At 65.2% G+C, this 18,074-nt stretch carries 10 protein-coding genes and 2 tRNA genes; 7 read left to right on the top strand and 5 right to left on the bottom strand.

Annotated elements, in window-relative coordinates; genetic code table 11:
* Nucleotides 1-78: 78 nt before the first annotated feature.
* The 5 genes from lon to P5W98_RS07655 all read left to right on the top strand — a co-directional run bounded on the left by lon (nucleotide 79) and on the right by P5W98_RS07655 (nucleotide 6,520).
* Nucleotides 79-2,508, top strand: a complete 2,430-nt coding sequence (lon, locus tag P5W98_RS07675) for an endopeptidase La (protein ID WP_213295434.1) — start codon at nucleotides 79-81, stop codon at nucleotides 2,506-2,508.
* A 124-nt stretch (nucleotides 2,509-2,632) separates the two neighbouring features.
* A protein-coding gene (locus P5W98_RS07670; protein ID WP_421079295.1) for an IS3 family transposase occupies nucleotides 2,633-3,996 on the top strand; the annotation gives its coding sequence in 2 pieces (ribosomal slippage) (nucleotides 2,633-3,104 and nucleotides 3,104-3,996; 1,365 coding nt in all).
* Nucleotides 3,997-4,230: 234 nt separating this feature from the next.
* Nucleotides 4,231-4,306: transfer RNA gene (locus tag P5W98_RS07665), tRNA-Val, on the top strand.
* 91 nt (nucleotides 4,307-4,397) lie between these two features.
* Nucleotides 4,398-4,474: transfer RNA gene (locus P5W98_RS07660), tRNA-Asp, on the top strand.
* A gap of 102 nt (nucleotides 4,475-4,576) precedes the next feature.
* Nucleotides 4,577-6,520: a SurA N-terminal domain-containing protein gene (locus tag P5W98_RS07655; RefSeq protein ID WP_434718033.1), complete on the top strand. Its 1,944-nt coding sequence runs from the start codon at nucleotides 4,577-4,579 to the stop codon at nucleotides 6,518-6,520.
* 118 nt (nucleotides 6,521-6,638) lie between these two features.
* Here the strand turns inward: P5W98_RS07655 and P5W98_RS07650 are convergent, their stop codons facing one another.
* Both P5W98_RS07650 and P5W98_RS07645 read right to left on the bottom strand, forming a co-directional pair.
* Complete coding sequence (locus tag P5W98_RS07650; protein WP_421024017.1) at nucleotides 6,639-6,977, bottom strand: hypothetical protein; 339 nt, start codon at nucleotides 6,975-6,977, stop codon at nucleotides 6,639-6,641.
* Between the two features lie 149 nt (nucleotides 6,978-7,126).
* On the bottom strand, nucleotides 7,127-7,717 hold the full coding sequence (locus P5W98_RS07645) for an arylesterase (protein ID WP_434718516.1): 591 nt from the start codon (nucleotides 7,715-7,717) through the stop codon (nucleotides 7,127-7,129).
* A 180-nt stretch (nucleotides 7,718-7,897) separates the two neighbouring features.
* Here P5W98_RS07645 and P5W98_RS07640 point away from each other — a divergent pair, with 180 nt between their 5' ends.
* On the top strand, nucleotides 7,898-8,668 hold the full coding sequence (locus P5W98_RS07640; protein ID WP_434660178.1) for an ABC transporter ATP-binding protein: 771 nt from the start codon (nucleotides 7,898-7,900) through the stop codon (nucleotides 8,666-8,668).
* A gap of 9 nt (nucleotides 8,669-8,677) precedes the next feature.
* Here the strand turns inward: P5W98_RS07640 and pgi are convergent, their stop codons facing one another.
* The 3 genes from pgi to P5W98_RS07625 form a co-directional block, all read right to left on the bottom strand.
* Nucleotides 8,678-10,297, bottom strand: a complete 1,620-nt coding sequence (gene pgi, locus P5W98_RS07635) for a glucose-6-phosphate isomerase (RefSeq protein ID WP_434660177.1) — start codon at nucleotides 10,295-10,297, stop codon at nucleotides 8,678-8,680.
* A gap of 214 nt (nucleotides 10,298-10,511) precedes the next feature.
* Nucleotides 10,512-12,140, bottom strand: a complete 1,629-nt coding sequence (locus P5W98_RS07630) for an NAD(P)H-hydrate dehydratase (protein WP_434718032.1) — start codon at nucleotides 12,138-12,140, stop codon at nucleotides 10,512-10,514.
* A gap of 105 nt (nucleotides 12,141-12,245) precedes the next feature.
* A complete protein-coding gene (locus P5W98_RS07625) occupies nucleotides 12,246-13,541 on the bottom strand; it encodes an FAD-dependent oxidoreductase (protein ID WP_434718031.1) in 1,296 nt (431 codons plus the stop codon).
* 369 nt (nucleotides 13,542-13,910) lie between these two features.
* On the opposite strand from P5W98_RS07625, the gene purL reads away from it, so the two are divergent.
* Complete coding sequence (purL, locus tag P5W98_RS07620; RefSeq protein ID WP_434718030.1) at nucleotides 13,911-17,987, top strand: phosphoribosylformylglycinamidine synthase; 4,077 nt, start codon at nucleotides 13,911-13,913, stop codon at nucleotides 17,985-17,987.
* Nucleotides 17,988-18,074: the final 87 nt, after the last annotated feature.

The following is an 18,074-nucleotide window of genomic DNA, read 5'->3' as shown; positions in this document are numbered from 1 at the left end:
TCCCACTTGCGCGAGGCTTGCAATCGACTCTTGTGGCCTCACTTACCGAACAATTGATTCCACTCATGGGGAAATGAAATGTCAGGAACCCAACTCCTCCCGCCGGAACGCACCACGCTCCCGCTGCTGCCGCTGCGAGACGTCGTAGTCTTCCCGCATATGGTGATTCCCCTTTTCGTGGGCCGGCCCAAATCGATCAAGGCCCTCGAAGCGGCAATGGAAGGCGGCAAGCACATCATGCTCGTCGCGCAAAAGACTGCCGCCAAGGATGAACCCACCGAAAAAGACATGTACGAAGTGGGGTGTATCGCCAACATCCTGCAAATGCTCAAGCTGCCCGACGGCACCGTGAAGGTGCTCGTGGAAGGCTTGCAGCGCGCGAAAACGCTTTCCATCGAAGAGCAGGAAACGCAGTTCTCGTGCGAGGTCATGCCGCTCGAACCCGATCACGCCGATAGCGCCGAAACCGAAGCGCTGCGCCGTGCGATCGTTTCGCAGTTCGACCAGTACGTGAAGTTGAACAAGAAGATCCCGCCGGAGATCCTGACCTCGCTGTCGGGTATCGATGAGGCTGGTCGTCTTGCCGACACCATCGCCGCGCATCTGCCGCTCAAGCTCGACCAGAAGCAGCACATTCTCGAGATGTTCCCGGTGGTGGAGCGTCTGGAGCATCTGCTCGCCCAACTCGAAGCCGAGATCGACATTCTCCAGGTGGAGAAGCGCATTCGCGGCCGCGTGAAGCGCCAGATGGAAAAGAGCCAGCGCGAGTACTACCTGAACGAGCAGGTCAAGGCCATCCAGAAGGAACTGGGCGAGGGCGAAGAGGGTGCCGATCTCGAAGAACTCGAGAAGCGCATCACGGCTGCGCGCATGCCCAAGGAAGCCAAGAAGAAGGCCGACGCCGAACTCAAGAAGCTCAAGCTGATGTCGCCGATGTCGGCCGAAGCCACCGTCGTGCGCAACTACATCGACACGCTGATCGGCCTGCCGTGGCGCAAGAAGAGCAAGGTCAACAACGACCTCTCGAACGCCGAAGCCGTGCTCGACGAAGACCACTTCGGTCTCGAGAAGGTGAAGGAGCGCATTCTCGAGTATCTCGCGGTGCAACAGCGCGTGGACAAGGTCAAGGCGCCTATCCTCTGCCTCGTCGGGCCTCCGGGCGTGGGCAAGACCTCGCTTGGCCAGTCGATTGCGCGCGCAACGAACCGCAAGTTCGTGCGCATGGCGTTGGGCGGCGTGCGTGACGAAGCCGAGATTCGCGGCCACCGTCGTACGTACATCGGTTCGATGCCGGGCAAGATCCTGCAGAGCCTGGCCAAGGTCGGCGTGCGCAATCCGCTCTTCCTGCTCGACGAAGTCGACAAGATGGGCATGGATTTCCGTGGCGACCCGTCGTCGGCGCTGCTCGAAGTGCTCGATCCGGAGCAGAACCACACGTTCGCCGATCACTACATCGAAGTCGATTTCGATCTCTCCGATGTGATGTTCGTCGCCACGTCGAACTCGCTGAACATTCCGCCGCCGCTGCTCGACCGGATGGAAGTTATCCGCCTCTCGGGCTACACGGAAGACGAGAAGGTCAGCATTGCGCAGCGCTATCTCCTGCCCAAGCAGAAGAAGAATAACGGCCTGAAGCAAGGCGAGATCGAGGTGACCGAAGGCGCGATCCGCGACATCATTCGCTATTACACGCGTGAAGCCGGCGTGCGTTCGCTCGAGCGTGAAATCTCGAAGATCTGCCGCAAGGTCGTGAAGATGCTGCTGCTGAAGAAGGCCGATAAGGCCGTCACGGTGGACAGCGCCAACCTCGATACCTTCCTTGGCGTGCGCAAGTACGACTTCGGTCTGGCTGCGAAGGAAAACCAGATCGGCCAGGTCACGGGCCTCGCGTGGACGGAAGTGGGCGGCGATCTGCTCACGATCGAAGCCGCGGTCATGCCCGGCAAGGGCAATGTGATCCGCACGGGTTCGCTCGGCGACGTCATGAAGGAATCGGTCGAAGCAGCACGCTCGGTGGTGCGTTCGCGTTCGCGTCGTCTCGGTATCAAGGACGAGGCGTTCGAGAAGCAGGACATCCACATCCACGTGCCGGAAGGCGCGACGCCGAAGGACGGCCCGTCCGCGGGCGGTGCGATGACCACGGCGCTCGTGTCCGTGCTCACGGGGATTCCGGTGCGTGCCGATGTCGCGATGACGGGTGAAATCACGTTGCGCGGCGAAGTGCTGCCGATCGGTGGCTTGAAGGAAAAGCTGCTCGCGGCGCATCGCGGCGGTATCAAGCTCGTCCTGATTCCAGAAGAGAACGTCAAGGACCTCACCGAGATTCCGGACAACGTGAAGAACTCGATCGAGATCGTGCCGGTCCGCTGGATCGACAAGGTGCTCGAACTCGCGCTCGAACGTGTGCCGCAGCCCCTGCCGGAAGAAGAGGTGAAGGCCGACGACGCCAAGGCGCCCGTTGCTGCCGAAACGAAGGAAGCTGGCGCGACCGAAGTGGTCAAGCATTGAGCTTCATGTGAGCCGCGCTGATGGTGCGGCTCGCAGGAACGCTCGATACCCCCAAAAAACCCGCGGCCCACGTTGAACTGCACCCCAAAAGTTGGACACCGATCCGACCTTTGGGGTGTTTTTCATGGCGAAGTACACGGAGCAGTTCAAGCGGTCTGTTGTCAAAGACTTTCTGTCAGGCAAAGGCCGCAGCAGCAGGGAAGTGGCACGCCGGCATGGTGTGGACCACGGCACGGTGCGCAAATGGGTGGCCGCCTGGCAGGCGCACGGCGAAGCGGCGTTCAGCAAGAAGTACACGCATTACGACGCCCGGTTCAAGCTGAAGGTGCTGCAGTTCATGCAGACAAAGACCCTGTCGTGCCGGGAAACGGCCGCGGTCTTCGATATCCGGAATCCGGCCATTATCGGTGTCTGGAAACGCCAGTATGATTCGGGCGGTATCCAGGCCCTGCAGCCTCGCCCCCGAGGACGACCCGTGAAGCAACCGAAGGCATCTTCCCCGCCCAACCCAACGAGCCCCGATGAGGCCCGCACGAAAGAAGAACTCCTCGAAGAGCTCAACTATTTGCGGATGGAGAACGCGTACCTAAAAAAACTCGATGCCTTGATCCGCTCGGAAAGCCCCAAAGCGCAGCGCAAAAAACGCAAATAGTGGCCGGGTTAAGGCATCAGTTTCCAGTCGACGGCCTGCTGAAGGTGGCAGGCCTGGCGCGCAGTACTTTCTATTACCAGTGCAAGGCATTGCAGATGGCGGACAAACACGCGCAACTCAAAGCGCGGATCCGTTCGGTATTCGAGCAGCACAAGGGACGTTATGGCTATCGGCGCGTCACCAGCGCGATCCGCCGTCTGGGCACCGTTGTCAATCACAAGACTGTCCAGCGCCTGATGCAGCTCATGAAACTGAAGTCCCTGGTGCGCCCGAAGAAATACCGGGCCTTCCGCGGGACGGTGGGACGCATTGCGCCGAATGTGCTGCAAAGACAGTTCGATGCAGACGCGCCGAACCAGAAGTGGGTCACCGATATCACCGAGTTCCGGGTGGGCGAGCAGAAGCTCTATCTGTCGCCGGTTCTGGATCTGTATAACGGCGAGATCATTGCTTACGAAACGGCCACACGTCCGGTATTCGCGATGGTCGCAGGCATGATCAAAAAGGCAATGAAGCGGCTTGGGCCTGGCGATCGGCCGGTGGTCCACTCCGATCAGGGCTGGCACTATCAGATGGGTGCTTACCAGGCGCTGCTCTCAGAGCGCGCCTTGACGCAGAGCATGTCGCGCAAGGGCAACTGCCACGATAACGCCGCCATGGAAAGCTTCTTCGGTACCCTCAAGTCAGAGTTCTTTTACCCGACTCGCTTCGAGAGCATTGAAGCGCTTCAAGCCGGCATCAAACACTACATTCACTACTACAATCACAGCCGCATCAAGCAAAAGCTAAAAGGGCTGAGTCCTGTGATGTACAGAACTCAGCCCGTTCGACCCTAGCCAAATACCGTCCAGCTTTCCGGGGTCAGTTCACGTCCGCGGGTTTTTGTTTGATGCGCCCCGGCCTCCGTTAGATTCGTTGACGTTGGGAGATCAAGATCAAAACCGCACCAGTTCCTGAATTGGGGCTTGGTAAAATGGGTGAAGATGCGTTAAACTTATGGGCTCGCTGCTTGATGGGCGGCGCAGTAAAAAGCGCAGCAAAAATATGCGATGCGCGAGGGTCATGAAGCTGGGTGCTTAGCTCAGTTGGTAGAGCGGCGCCCTTACAAGGCGTAGGTCGGGAGTTCGAGCCTCTCAGCACCCACCACAGCTTCAGATTCGCATGACGCATCTTGCGGCACGCGAGATGCGGTGCAGCGGCAGCGCAGTAAAAGTGCAGCGCGGCAGTACACCAGCACGGAGCGGTAGTTCAGTCGGTTAGAATACCGGCCTGTCACGCCGGGGGTCGCGGGTTCGAGTCCCGTCCGCTCCGCCAGATCTAACAGCAAGAAGGCGAACTCCGGTTCGCCTTTTTTGTTGGCCGCTGTTGTAATATCGGGCGTTCCGTTTTTAGGCGCCCTCCAACGCTTGGTCACGCATGCTCGACTTTTTCCGCAATCACAAACGACTGATGATGCTGATGCTGATGCTGGTGATTCTGCCAGGTCTCGGCTTCGTCGGCATTCAAGGCTTCCGCGGCTTTTTTGACGAAAGCGCGAACGTTGCGAGCGTCAACGGTCACAAGATCACTCGCGCCGAATTCGACGGCGCCGCGCGTCAGCAGATGGACCAGGCGCGGCAGATAATGGGCGCACGGTTCGACGCGAGCACGTTCGATACGCCGCAGCGCCGCAAGGACATCCTCGACGGCCTCATTCAGCAGCGCGTGCTCGTGGACGAGGTCCAGCGCCTGCATCTGACGGCCTCGGATAACGCAGTGCGCCGCACCTTGCTGTCGGATCCCGTGATCTCGTCGTTGAAGAACCCCGATGGTTCGATCGACCTCGACAAGTACAAGCAGTTGCTCGCGATGCAGGGCATGACGCCGGAGCAGTACGACGAGCGCGTGCGCTATAGCCTCGCCATGCAGCAGTTGCCTGCGGCGCTCGTGAACAGCGCGTTCACGCCGAAGGCGCTGGCGCAGCAGCTCACCGAACTCTCCGAGCAGCAGCGCGAAGTGCAGGGCCTCGCATTCCGGGCGAGCGACTTCGCGCCGAAGATCAATCCGACCGACGCACAGCTGCAGGCGTACTACGACGCGCACAAGAACGATTTCGCCACGCCGGCCACGGCGCAGATCCAGTATCTGGTGCTGTCGGCCGCAACCGTTGCGGCTTCGGTCAATCCCAGCGACGCCGATCTCAAGAAGTACTACGACGAAAACATCGCGCACTTCAAGACGCAGGAAGAAGTGCGGGCGAGCCATATTCTGATCACGGTTGCGAAGGACGCGAGCGCCGCCGATCGCACGGCCGCCAAGCAGAAGGCCGAGCAGATTCTGGCTGAAATCAAGGCGCATCCCGACCAGTTCGCACAGATCGCCCAGAAAGATTCGCAGGACCCGGGTTCGGCCTCGAAGGGCGGCGATCTCGGCTACTTCGGTCCGGGCATGATCGCGGGCGGCCAGGCGTTCGACGACGCGGTCTTCAAGCTCAAGAAGGACGAAATCAGTGGTGTGATTCAGTCGGATTTCGGCTATCACATCGTCAAGGTGACTGATATCAAGCCGTCGGTGACGAGGTCGTTCGACGAAGTGAAAGGCCAGATCACCAACGACGTGAAGGCGCAGCAGGCCGCAAAGCTGCTTGCCGACGCGACCGAGGGTTTCACGTCGACCGTCTACGAGCAGTCGAAGAGCCTTCAGCCGGCCGCCGACAAGTACAAGCTCACGCTTCAGACGGCCACGGTCACGCCGAAGCCGAACCCCGCACTGCCGCAGGACAACCCGCTGAACAACCCGAAGTTCCTCGACGCGGTGTTCGCGACCGATTCGGTGAGCCAGCACAACAACACGCAAGCGATCGATGTCGGCAGCAACACGCTGATCTCCGCGCGCGTGACGAACTACCAGCCGGCCGCCGTGCCCGCGTTCGCAGCGGTCAAGGACGCCGTGCGCGGGAGGGTGGTCGCGCAGCAGGCGGGCGAGCAGGCGCGCAAGGATGGCGAGGCGAAGCTTGCGGATCTGCAGAAGTCGAAGGCGACCGATGGCTTCTCGTCGGCGCTCAAGGTTACGCGCAACGATGCGCAGGGCCTGCCGCCTAACGCGCTTTCGGCCGTGTTCAAGGCCGACCCGAAGAAACTGCCCGCTTATTTGGGCGTCGATCTGGGCGACAATGGCTACGCGATTTATCGCGTGAACAGCGTGACCAATGGCCCGGCCGCCGACGGCCCGCGTCTCGCAGCCGCGCAGCAGCAACTCGCGGGCGTGAGCGGCCAGTCGCAGACGCAGGCTTATCTCGATGCGCTGCGCGATCGCTCCAAGGTCAAGCTGTACGGCTCCCTGAACGCAGCCAGCCAGTCTGGCGAGGGCGACGGGCAGTAAGTCCTGCGGCCGGCTTCAAGCCAGGACGCGCAAATGCAAAAAAAGCCCCGCGAATGCGGGGCTTTTGCTTTGGGCGCTCGCAACGCGACTGATGCGTTGCGCGTGCATGCACCGGCATTTAGAGGCAGCCGCTGATATCGCTCGACGCATCGCCTCCGGCGCCACGCATTCCCACCCAGGTTTTCGCGTTGGCGTTCCATGCCGGGCGCACCGTTGCGGCCGCACCATTGGGCGGTTGCTGGCCGGGCACGTACACGTCGACAGCCTGGCCGTTCGCGAGGACGCTCTGCTGGACGACCTGCTGCTGCGATTTGTCGGCCCACTTCTTGGCGATGCATTGCGCAACGGCGGCGGGCGGTTGCTGGCTGGTGCCCACCGATTGCGTGCCGCTCGGTATCGGCTGATTGGCGCAGGCTGCAAGGGTGGCCGTAATGGCAATCAAAGGTAAAAATTTCACGTTTTCTCCCTTCAGTCGGAGTCAGTCGAGAAACAGACGAAAGCCGCTCGTCCGTTGCAAAGTCGTGGCCCGGCACGCGGCGAGGGTAACGGCAACACGCACACTACACGACAAGGCCTTTGTGTGCCCTACAGATGTGTTAGGTGCTGTCAGCGCTTCGCGCCGCCGCCGAGTAGCGGCTTGAGCGTCGGCCACACGTTTTCGAGCAGCAAGGGCTGTGCCTGCTCGTTCGGGTGCATCTGATCGGACTGAAAGAGATTGGGCTTGTCGGCGAGGCCGGCCAGCAGGAACGGCACCAGCGGCACGTGCAACTCGTTCGAAAGCTGAATGTAGAGTCCGTGGAACGCGCGGGTATAGTCGGGGCCGTAATTGGGCGGCACGTACATGCCCACCAGCACGGGCTGCGCGTTGCCCTTGCGGATCTGCTCGATGATCGCGCGCAGATTGCCTTGTGTCGTCGCGAGCGGGACACCGCGCAGCGCGTCGTTCGCGCCAAGCTCGACAACCACGATCGAGGGTTTCATCCGCCGCATCACGAGCGGCAGGCGGGCGAGCCCGCCGCTCGTCGTGTCGCCGCTGATGCTCGCATTCGCGACGCTATAATCGATTCGCTCGCTGGCAAGCCGCTGGCGCAGCAGCGCGACCCAACCCGTGTCGCGCTGCAGGCCGTATTCAGCCGAGAGACTGTCGCCGAGCACGGCGATAACGGGTTTCGCGACGGCGGGCTGAGCCGCGGGCATCGTGGCAGCGAGGGCCTCATGCGAGCCGCCGGGCAGTGTGGCGGTGGCGGCCAGGCCAAGCACAGCGGCAGCCGTGACAGCGCCGAGACGGGCGACAGTGGTGCCGAGGGTGGTGCGGGCCGCAGCGGCCGCCGTGCCATGCCGCGCCCAGGCGGCGAAACTTTGCTTCATCATGTGCGAATGAATAGCGATCCAGTCATCGAAGTGCGGGGTCTGAGCAAGCGGGTCACCGATGCGACCGGCGAACTGACGATCCTCGACGGCATCGACCTGACCGTGCACGCGGGCAGCAGCGTGGCGATCGTGGGCGCGTCGGGTTCGGGCAAGTCGACGCTGCTCGGCCTTCTGGCCGGATTGGACAGCGCGAGCGCCGGCTCGGTTCGCCTGCTCGGCCATGAGCTTACCGGCATGGCCGAGGATCAGCGCGCCGCGCTGCGCAATGGTTCGGTGGGCTTCGTGTTTCAGTCGTTCCAGCTGATGCCGCATTTGAGCGCGCTGGAGAATGTTGCGCTACCGCTCGAACTGCAAGGCGGGATCACTACGCGCGAAGCTTTTGCGCGCGCCCGTGCGCTGCTGGAGCGCGTCGGGCTCGGGCAGCGCACCGACCACTATCCCAAGCTGCTGTCGGGCGGCGAGCAGCAGCGCGTGGCGCTGGCCCGGGCGTTCGTCACGCAGCCGGCCGTGCTGTTCGCCGATGAACCCACCGGCAGTCTTGATGCGGCGACGGGGCATGCCGTCATCGACCTGATGTTCGAGCTCAATCGTTCTGGCGGCGGCGCTGGCAGCAGTGCAAGCGGCGGCGCGACGCTCGTACTCGTCACGCACGACGTCGATCTTGCGCGCCGCTGCGATGCCGTGGTGACGATCGAAGCGGGCCGCCGCGTGCCGAATGCGCTGCATGTCGACAACCCGGAGGATGTGCACGAAGCGCCCGAGGCGGGCCGCGTCTAGACGCGTCGCCTAACGCTTGAGCGCGGCGCGCGCCCGCGCAATCAGCGCGGCCGTCGACGAATCGTGCGTCTTCACATCGGCGCTCGCGGCCGTGAGGTCGGCCTCGACCACCTTGCCGAGAATCTTGCCGAGCTCGACGCCCCACTGATCAAACGGATTGATGTTCCAGACGGACGCCTGCACCAGCACCTTGTGCTCGTACAGCGCAATCAGCGCGCCGAGCGAGCGCGCCGTGAGCGCATCAACGAGCAGCGTCGTGGTCGGGCGGTTGCCGGGGAACATGATGTGCGGCACGAGTTCGGGCTTGTCCGGACCGGCGATCTTCTTCGCTTCTTCCTCGGTGCGTCCGAGCATCATCGCCTCGCTCTGCGCGAAGCAGTTGGCGAGCAGCTTCGGGTGATGATCGGCGAGCGGATGCTCGGGCGTGAGCACGGCGATGAAGTCGATCGGCACGATCGTCGTGCCCTGGTGCAGCATCTGGAAAAACGCGTGCTGGCCGTTCGTGCCAGGCTCCCCCCACGTGATGGCCGAGGTGGCGTAATCGACGAACTTGCCGTCCAGGCGCGCCTGCTTGCCGTTACTCTCCATTTCAAGCTGTTGCAGGTACGAGGGCAAGTAGTGCAATGCTTCGGAGTACGGCGCGACCAGATAGCTCTGCGAGCCGAAGAAGTTGCGATACCAGATGCCGATCATGCCGAGCAGCACGGGAAGATTCTTTTCGAGCGGCGCGGTGCGGAAATGCTCGTCCATGTCATGGGCGCCCGCGAGCAGTTCGTCGAACTGCTGCGGCCCGATAGCGATCATGATCGAGAGGCCCACCGCCGACCACAGCGAGTAGCGGCCGCCCACCCAGTCCCACATCTCGAAGACGTTATCCTTGGCAATGCCGAACTTCACGACTTCGGCCGGGTTCGCGGAGACGCCCACGAAGTGCTTCGCCAGCGCGCTCTCCGGGCAGCCGTGCTGGATGAACCAGTCGCGCATCGAATGCGCATTCGTCATGGTTTCGAGCGTGGTGAAGGTCTTCGAGACGATGATCGCGAGCGTTTCCTCGGGATCGATGCCCTCGATCACGCGCCAGAGGTCGGCGCCATCGACGTTCGAGACGAAGTGCGAGCTGATCTCGGGCGTTTCGAGGTGCTTGAGCGCGTGCACGACCATCTTGGGCCCGAGGTCCGAGCCGCCGATGCCGATGTTGACCACGTGGCGGATGCGCTTGCCGGTGTAGCCGGTCCAGGCGCCGCTGCGCACGGCGTCGGCGAACTTCGCCATCTTTGCTTTTTCGGCGAGGATCTGCGCGTGGAACGGCGCGTTCGGCTCGGTGGCGCGCAGCGCCGTGTGCAGCGCGGCGCGGCCTTCGGTCGGATTGACGACTTCGCCCGCGAACATCGCATCGCGGCGCTTTTCGACGCCGGCCTCGCGCGCGAGTTGCACGAGCAGCTTCAGCGTGTCGTCGTTGATGCGGTTCTTCGAGAAGTCGGCTGCGAGGCCGCCGCCCGCGTAGGTGTAGCGTTCGGCGCGGGTCGGCGCGGGGTCGTTGGCGGGTGCGAACCAGTCGCGCATCTGTTCGTTGCGGATCTGTTCGTAGTGCGTCTGTAGCGCGGACCAGGCAGGAAGCGGATTCGTCATGTTCGTCTAGCGAGGGAAAACGAATGGAGGGCGGCGGAGGGCGCTGCGCCGGTCGGGCGCGACGCGCGCATCGCGCGCTGCGGGGATGCGTGCTGCCGGTGAGCAGCGCGCGAGGGACCAGTATAGCGGGGCAGCACGTTGCTGAGCAGCAACGCGCGGATCGGCAGAAACAGCAGCAAGCCGCGTGCCTCAAGCTTCCCGCGAAACCCCTTCATCAATCTTTTGCGGCGTAAAACAGGCGGTTCATCAGGCGCCGAATCACGGGAGCGAGATCGCCCGCCGCGAGGCCCACGGGGCCTTCTCCCTCGGCAACGAGCGTATCGGCAGCGAGCCCGTGCAGGTAGACGCCCGCCAGCGCCGCTTCCCAGGGAGGCAGGCGCTGTGCAAGCAAGGCACCGATCAGGCCGCCGAGCACGTCGCCGGTGCCGCCGGTGGCAAGCGCCGCGTTGCCGGTGGGGTTCACGGCAAGGCGGCCATCGGGCGCGGCAATGACCGTGCCGCTGCCCTTGAGCACGACGACTGCCGCGTAGTGCGTTGCGAGTGCACGCGCGGCGGCCAGGCGATCGCGCTGCACTGCTGCCGTCTCCGTGCCCAGCAGGCGCGCGGCTTCGAGCGGGTGCGGGGTGAGCACGCATGGCGCGCCATGCGCGCGCAGGTGCTCGGCCACGCGTCCGGCCAGGACGGTGTCGCGGGCGACGAGATTGAGGGCGTCAGCGTCGAGTAGCACCGGGACGTCGAGTTGCAGGATCCGGTCGACGAGTTGCCGCGCCGAAGCGCTCCCGCCCATCCCGCAACCCGCCGCGACCGCGCTCATCGCCTCGAGCGCGAGCTTGCCCGCGGTGTGCAGCATCAACTCGGGATGCGGCGCGTCGTAGGGCGGCGCGTCGTGGCCGAGGAAGCCCACGTGGACCTTGCCCGCGCCCGCGAGCAGCGCGGCGCGCGCGGCGAGGATCGGCGCGCCGCACATGCCGGTATCGCCGCCCACGACGGCGAGCGTGCCGAAGCTGCCTTTGTGGGTAGCGAAGTCGCGTGCGGGCATGGCTGCGCCGAACAGCGCCGGTGCGTTGAGTCTCGCGGAGCGTGCTCCATTGGGCGTGTCGATGCCCGCATGCAGCCCCTCATTTAGCCCCTCATTTAGCCCAATCGGCGCCACACTCACCGCGCCGGCGCAATCGCGTCCCGCGCCCGTATAAAGCCCGGGCTTCGCGGCAATGAAGGTGACGGTATGGGTTGCCCGCACGGCCGGGCCATTGCCGACCAGGTTGCCGGTGTCGCTGTCGAGGCCGCTTGGCACGTCGAGCGCGAGCACATGGCCGTGGCTGCGCGCTCGCGCAGCGAGCCGTTGAGCGAGCGCGCCGAACACGCCGTCCAGCGCGCGGGCAAGGCCGATGCCGAACAGACCGTCGACAAGCCAGCCGTACGTATCGAACGACTCGGGCGGCGTGGCCGTGATCGGCACGCCCGCCGCGCGCGCCTCGGCAAGCGCCCAGCGCGCGTCGGCGGGTTTCACTTCGAGCGGCATGCAGACTTCGACGGCAATTCCCGCGCGCTTGAGTTCGGCAGCGGTCACGAGCGCATCGCCGCCGTTGTTGCCGGGGCCGGCGGCGAACCAGACGGGCTTCACGCTGGCCGGCGACGGCGCATGCGCAATCTGCTCGCGCAGGAAATGCGCCGCGGCGGCGCCCGCGCGCGCCATCAGCGTGTGCGCGGGCAGGGCGCCCTGAGCGGCGGTTTCGGCTGCGCGCAACTGCGCGACCGTGAGCAGCGGCGCGGCCCGATCATGCGGATTGACGAGCGTGGGAGCCGGAATAGGAAGCAGCGAGCTATGCGTGGCGTCTGTCATGGTGGCGATGGCGGCCGCAAGGGACTGCGGCGCGTGCGGGAGTTCGACAGTGCAACGATACCCGAGCGGCGCGCGCCCGGCGCTGGCTCGTGCTTTAGTCGTGCTTTAGTCGCGTCCGGGCCAGAGCGCCTCGACGGTCTCGGCGGGCAGATCGGGCGCGGTGCCCGAAATCTGTGCGGCGATCAGGCGCGCGGAGCCCAGCGCGAGCGCCCAGCCGGCCGGACCATGGCCCGCGTTGACATAGAGGCGAGGATGCCCGGCGTTGCCCGCTGCCGGAATGCCGTCGGCGGAGAGCAATTTCATGCCTTCCCACGCGAGTGCTGCCGAAATGCGCGCGGCGCCCGGCGCCCAATCGCGCGAAGCCTCGCCTAGCAGGGCGAGGGCTTCTTCGGTGAGCGCTTCGGGCAGCGCCTCGTCGAGTTCCTTCACGCGCTGGAGCACCGCGCCGCCCGAAATGCGCAGCCGGTGGTTCGTGCGCGTGATCGCAATGCGCCGCGCCACATCGATCAGCGTCGAATGCGGCACGCATTCCTCGTGCGCGACCGGTGCGTTTAGTGTGTGCACCCGCACGGGATAGAACGGCAGCTTGATGCCGAGCGGCGCAAGCAGCTTCGGTGCTTGCGCGCCGGCCGCGACGACCACGGCATCGGCGGAAATGACTTCGACTTCGCGCTTGTGCGCCGTGTCGGCGGGGAGCGGAGCGAGTTCCACGGCTGCGCGCGTGCCTTCGAGGCGGATCGCGCTGACGGTGCGCCCGGTCTGGAATTGCACGCCGCCCATCGTATCGAGCACCTGCTTGAGCTGCTTGACGAACAGCGGGCAGTTGGCCACGCGCGCCTGGTCGAAACGGATGGCGCCCGCGAACGGCGGATCGGCGGGAATCGTATGTTCGGATGCCACGCACTCGTGCGGCGTGAGCACGTGATGCGGGGTCTCGAATTGGCGCAACAGTTCGAGCGCGGGCTGCGCAAGCGACCACTCGTCGCTGCCGCGCACGAGATAGAGCAGGCCTTCGCGCTGCTCGTATTCGAGCTCGAAGTGGCCTTCGGCATCGTCCAGCGCGTTTTGCGCCGATTCGATCAGCGGACGCAGGAGCGAATAACGCGCGGCGAAAGCTTCGGAGCCGTGCAGAGACGCGAGACGCTTCACGAAGCTGCGTGCGTGTCCGGTGAAGCCGGTCTTGCAGATCACCCCGCCCGACGACTGCCGGCCGTTGCGCAGGAAGGTGGGCCCGAACCAGACGTCGAGCGGCGTAGGCAGCACCACGCCGCTATGGCCGTAGCTCGCGCCTTGCGCGACGGTGGCGTGGCGCTCGACCACGCAGACGCGATGGCCCGCCGCGCGCAACTGATAGGCGGTGGCGACGCCGGCGATTCCGCCGCCAATGACGATGACATCCATGACGATTTGATCTGCTGGCAGACGGCGCGCCGAGGGGCGAAGGCACCCTGCCGAAGGGGGTGAGGCATGCGGCGCGGGCTATTGCGCCGATCGGGTGAAACGCGCAATCATAGCAGCCAAACCGGCCCGCTTGCCATGCGCGTTGCCAGGGCGCCTTTGCGCGGGCGCCGCTGACATCGGCGCAGGCGCTTCGCGGCTGCCTCGCGGCTCGGCCAGGCGGGGTCTTCCGGGTTATAATCGCGGTCTCCTCATCGCCCGACGTCGGCACGACGTCATCGCCTGCATGCGACGCTTCGCCACTCCGCGAGACGCCCGTGAGGCGATGGCGCAACGCAACTCCGACGCAACCTCGACGCAACGCCCCAGTCCATGGCCCACTTCTCGTGTTTCCCCGGTGCTTCGGCCCTTTCCGACTTCCGCCAGACCCGCCTGCTCGAAACGCTCCAGCGTATCGACGCCATTATCGTCGGCGTGCACGGCCAGTATCTGCACTTCGTCAACTCGGCCACGCCGCTTTCCGCTGACGACAGCGCGAAGATCGAAGCGCTGATGCACTACGGCGCGCCGTTCGCGGCCCCGCAGGAGCGCGGCAGCGCGGTCACGTTCCTCGTCGTGCCGCGCTTCGGCACGGTGTCGCCGTGGGCGAGCAAGGCCACCGACATCGCGCGTCACTGCGGCCTTGAGCAGGTGCGCCGCATCGAGCGCGGCGTCGAGTACACGGTCATCCTCAAGAGCGGCCTGCTGGGCGGCAAGAAGACCTTGTCGGACGAAGCGCACGCCGCTGTCGCGGCTGCGCTGCACGACCGCATGACCGAGAGCGTGGCGGCTTCGCGCGACCACGCGCTGCATCTGTTCGACGAACTGCCGGCGCGCCCGATGCAGACCGTCGACGTGCTCGGCCACGGCCGCAAGGCGCTCGAGACGGCCAACGGCGAACTGGGCCTCGCGCTCGCCGACGACGAAATCGACTATCTCGTCGACAACTTCACGAAGCTCGGCCGCAACCCGACCGACGTGGAGCTGATGATGTTCGCCCAGGCCAACAGCGAGCACTGCCGTCACAAGATCTTCAACGCGAGCTGGACGATCGACGGCCAGGACCAGGACCTGTCGCTCTTCGCGATGATCCGCAACACCGAGAAGGTGAGCCCGCAAGGCACGATCGTCGCATACTCGGATAACTCGTCGATCATGGAAGGCGCGGTGGCGGAGCGCTGGTTCCCGCGCAAGAACGGCGCGGACGGTGCGCCTGGCGAACAGTACGGCCGCCACACCGAGCTCACGCACACGCTCATGAAGGTGGAGACGCACAACCACCCGACCGCGATCTCGCCGTTCGCGGGCGCGGCCACGGGCTCGGGCGGCGAAATCCGCGACGAAGGCGCAACGGGCCGCGGCGCGCGTCCGAAGGCCGGCCTAACGGGCTTCACGGTCTCGAACCTCGATTTGCCGGATGCGCGCGAAACGTGGGAAAACGCCCGCGACGCGGCCACCCCGCTCGCGCACCGCAATCCCGCCGATAAGGCGCAGACCTATGGCCGCCCGGACCGCATCGCCTCGCCGCTGCAGATCATGATCGATGGCCCGCTCGGCGGCGCGGCGTTCAACAACGAATTCGGCCGCCCGAACCTCGGCGGCTACTTCCGCACCTACGAGCAGAACGTCGCGGGCACCGTGCGCGGCTATCACAAGCCGATCATGATCGCGGGCGGCATCGGCAACATCAGCGCGAAGCTCACGCACAAGCAGGACCTGCCCGCGGGCACGCTGCTGATCCAGATCGGCGGTCCCGGCATGCGCATCGGCATGGGCGGCGGCGCGGCCAGCTCGATGGCCACGGGCACCAACACGGCCGAGCTCGACTTCGACTCGGTGCAGCGCGGCAACCCGGAAATCGAGCGCCGCGCGCAGGAAGTCATCAACGGATGCTGGCAGCTCGGAGAAGCCAACCCGATCCTCTCGATTCACGACGTGGGCGCGGGCGGACTCTCGAACGCGTTCCCCGAACTCGTCGACGGCGCCGACAAGGGTGCGCGCTTCGAGTTGCGCAAGGTCCAGCTCGAAGAATCGGGCCTCTCGCCGCGCGAGATCTGGTCTAACGAATCGCAGGAGCGTTACGTCCTCGCGATCCCGCCTGCCGATCTGCCGATGTTCGAGGCGATCTGCAAGCGCGAGCGCTGCCCGTTCGCCGTAGTGGGCGTGGCGACCGACGAACGCGAGCTGAAGCTGATCGACACCGACGAAGCCGCGCTGGCCGCGAACGGCGGCCACCAGCCCGTCGACATGCCGATGGACATCCTGCTCGGCAAGCCGCCGCGCATGCACCGCAACGTCGAGCACGCGAGCGTGCCGCTCACGCCGGTTGAAGTCACGGGCATCGCGCTCGACGAAGTCGCGAAGAGCGTGTTGCGCAATCCCACTGTGGGCAGCAAGTCGTTCCTCATCACCATCGGCGACCGTTCGGTGGGCGGCACGAGCGTGCGCGACCAGATGGTCGGCCCGTGGCAGGTGCCGGTGGCCGACTGCGCGATCACGGCGCTCGACTACGCCGGCTACAAGGGCGAAGCGATGACGATGGCCGAGCGCACGCCGCTCGCCGTGATCGATGCGCCCGCGTCGGGCCGCATGGCCGTGGGCGAGGCGATCACCAATATCGCCAGCGCGCCGATTCTGTCGCTCGACAAGCTCAAGCTCTCGGCGAACTGGATGGCCGCATGCGGCGCGCCCGGCGAAGACGCCGCGCTCTACGACACGGTGAAGGCGATCGGCATGGAACTGTGCCCGGCGCTCGGCATCGGCATTCCGGTGGGCAAAGATTCGCTCTCGATGCGCACGAAGTGGAACGAAGAAGGCGTGGCGAAGGAAGTCGTGGCGCCGGTTTCGCTGATCATTTCGGCGTTCGCGCCGGTCGAGGACGTGCGCCGCCACCTCACGCCGCAACTGCGCCGCGCCGACGAAGTGGGCGAATCGGTGCTGATCGCGATCGATCTGGGCCGAGGCAAGAACCGCCTCGGCGGCAGCATCTTCGCGCAAGTCACGCAGCAGGTCGGCGACGCCGTGCCGGATGTCGACAGCGCCGAAGACCTCAAGCAGTTCTTCACGGCGATCCAGCAACTGAACGCGAACGAGCAACTGCTCGCGTACCACGACCGCTCGGACGGCGGCCTGTGGGCGACGGTCTGCGAAATGGCGTTTGCGGGCCATACCGGCGTCACGCTCAACATCGACATGCTCACGCTCGACGGCGAGCACGAGTCCGACTATGGCGACGCGAAGGACTGGGCGAAGCAGACCAGCGGCCGCCGCGAAGACCGCACGCTGCGCGCCCTGTTCTCCGAAGAGCTGGGCGCCGTGATCCAGGTGCCGGCGCAGCAGCGCGACGCCGTGTTCGCGGTGCTGCGTCAGCATGGTCTCTCGGCGTGCTCGCATGTGATCGGCTCGCTGAACAACCGCGATTCGATTGAAATCTATCGCGACGCCAAGCGCATCTACGAAGCGCCGCGCGCTGAGCTGCATCGCGTGTGGAGCGAAGTGAGCTGGCGCATCGCGCGTCTGCGCGATAACCCCGCTTGCGCCGACGCCGAATACGATGCGCTGCTCGACGCCGCCGATCCTGGCATGCAGCCGCATCTCACGTTCGATCCGGCCGAAGACGTGGCCGCGCCGTTCGTCGCGAAGGGCGCGCGTCCGCGCGTGGCGATCCTGCGCGAGCAGGGCGTGAACTCGCACCTCGAAACGGCCTATGCATTTGACCGTGCAGGCTTCGATGCGCACGACGTGCATATGAGCGACCTGCTCGAAGGCCGCGCCACGCTCGCCGATTTCGCGGGCGCAGTGGCCTGCGGCGGCTTCTCGTATGGCGACGTGCTGGGCGCGGGCGAGGGCTGGGCCAAGACGATCCGCTTCAATGCGAAGCTCGCGGACATGTTCGCGGCGTTCTTCGCGCGCGAGGACACCTTCGCCCTCGGCATCTGCAACGGCTGCCAGATGCTCTCGAGCCTCGCTTCGATGATCCCGGGCGCCGAAGCCTGGCCGAAGTTCACGCGCAACAAGTCGGAGCAGTTCGAAGCGCGCTTCTCGCTGGTGGAAGTGCAGAGTTCGCCGTCGATCTTCTTCAACGGCATGGAAGGATCGCGCATTCCGGTCGCGGTCGCGCACGGCGAAGGCTTCGCCGACTTCTCGCAGCAGGGCGACCTCTCGAAGGTGGCCGTGGCGATGCGCTACGTCGACCACCGTGGCCAGGCGACCGAAGGCTATCCGTTCAACCCGAACGGCTCGCCGCAGGGCATCACCTCGGTCACGACGCCCGATGGCCGCTTCACCGTGTTGATGCCGCACACCGAGCGCGTGCAGCGCACTGTGACGATGAGCTGGCACCCCGAAGGCTGGGGCGAGGCGAGCCCGTGGCTGCGTGCGTTCCAGAACGCACGCAAGTGGCTCGGTTAAGCCGAAACCGCGCTGCCGTTCGGCCGAAACGCTGACGGCACAGTCGAGGTCGGGAGGCCCCGGCCACGCCCAAAAGTGAGGCGCGGC

It is taken from the genome of Paraburkholderia sp. A1BS-2L, assembly GCF_051125205.1.
GTDB lineage: Bacteria > Pseudomonadota > Gammaproteobacteria > Burkholderiales > Burkholderiaceae > Paraburkholderia.
The sequence above is the reverse complement of the archived record's forward strand: the minus strand, read 5'-3'. Positions and strand labels throughout refer to the sequence as shown.

Coding starts and splice junctions, on each gene's coding strand:
- lon (WP_213295434.1), top strand. CDS start 79: ATGTCAGGAACCCAACTCCTCCCGCCGGAACGCACCACGCTCCCGCTG.
- P5W98_RS07655 (WP_434718033.1), top strand. CDS start 4,577: ATGCTCGACTTTTTCCGCAATCACAAACGACTGATGATGCTGATGCTG.
- P5W98_RS07645 (WP_434718516.1), bottom strand. CDS start 7,717: ATGCCCGCGGCTCAGCCCGCCGTCGCGAAACCCGTTATCGCCGTGCTC.
- P5W98_RS07640 (WP_434660178.1), top strand. CDS start 7,898: ATGAATAGCGATCCAGTCATCGAAGTGCGGGGTCTGAGCAAGCGGGTC.
- pgi (WP_434660177.1), bottom strand. CDS start 10,297: ATGACGAATCCGCTTCCTGCCTGGTCCGCGCTACAGACGCACTACGAA.
- P5W98_RS07630 (WP_434718032.1), bottom strand. CDS start 12,140: ATGACAGACGCCACGCATAGCTCGCTGCTTCCTATTCCGGCTCCCACG.
- P5W98_RS07625 (WP_434718031.1), bottom strand. CDS start 13,541: ATGGATGTCATCGTCATTGGCGGCGGAATCGCCGGCGTCGCCACCGCC.
- purL (WP_434718030.1), top strand. CDS start 13,911: ATGGCCCACTTCTCGTGTTTCCCCGGTGCTTCGGCCCTTTCCGACTTC.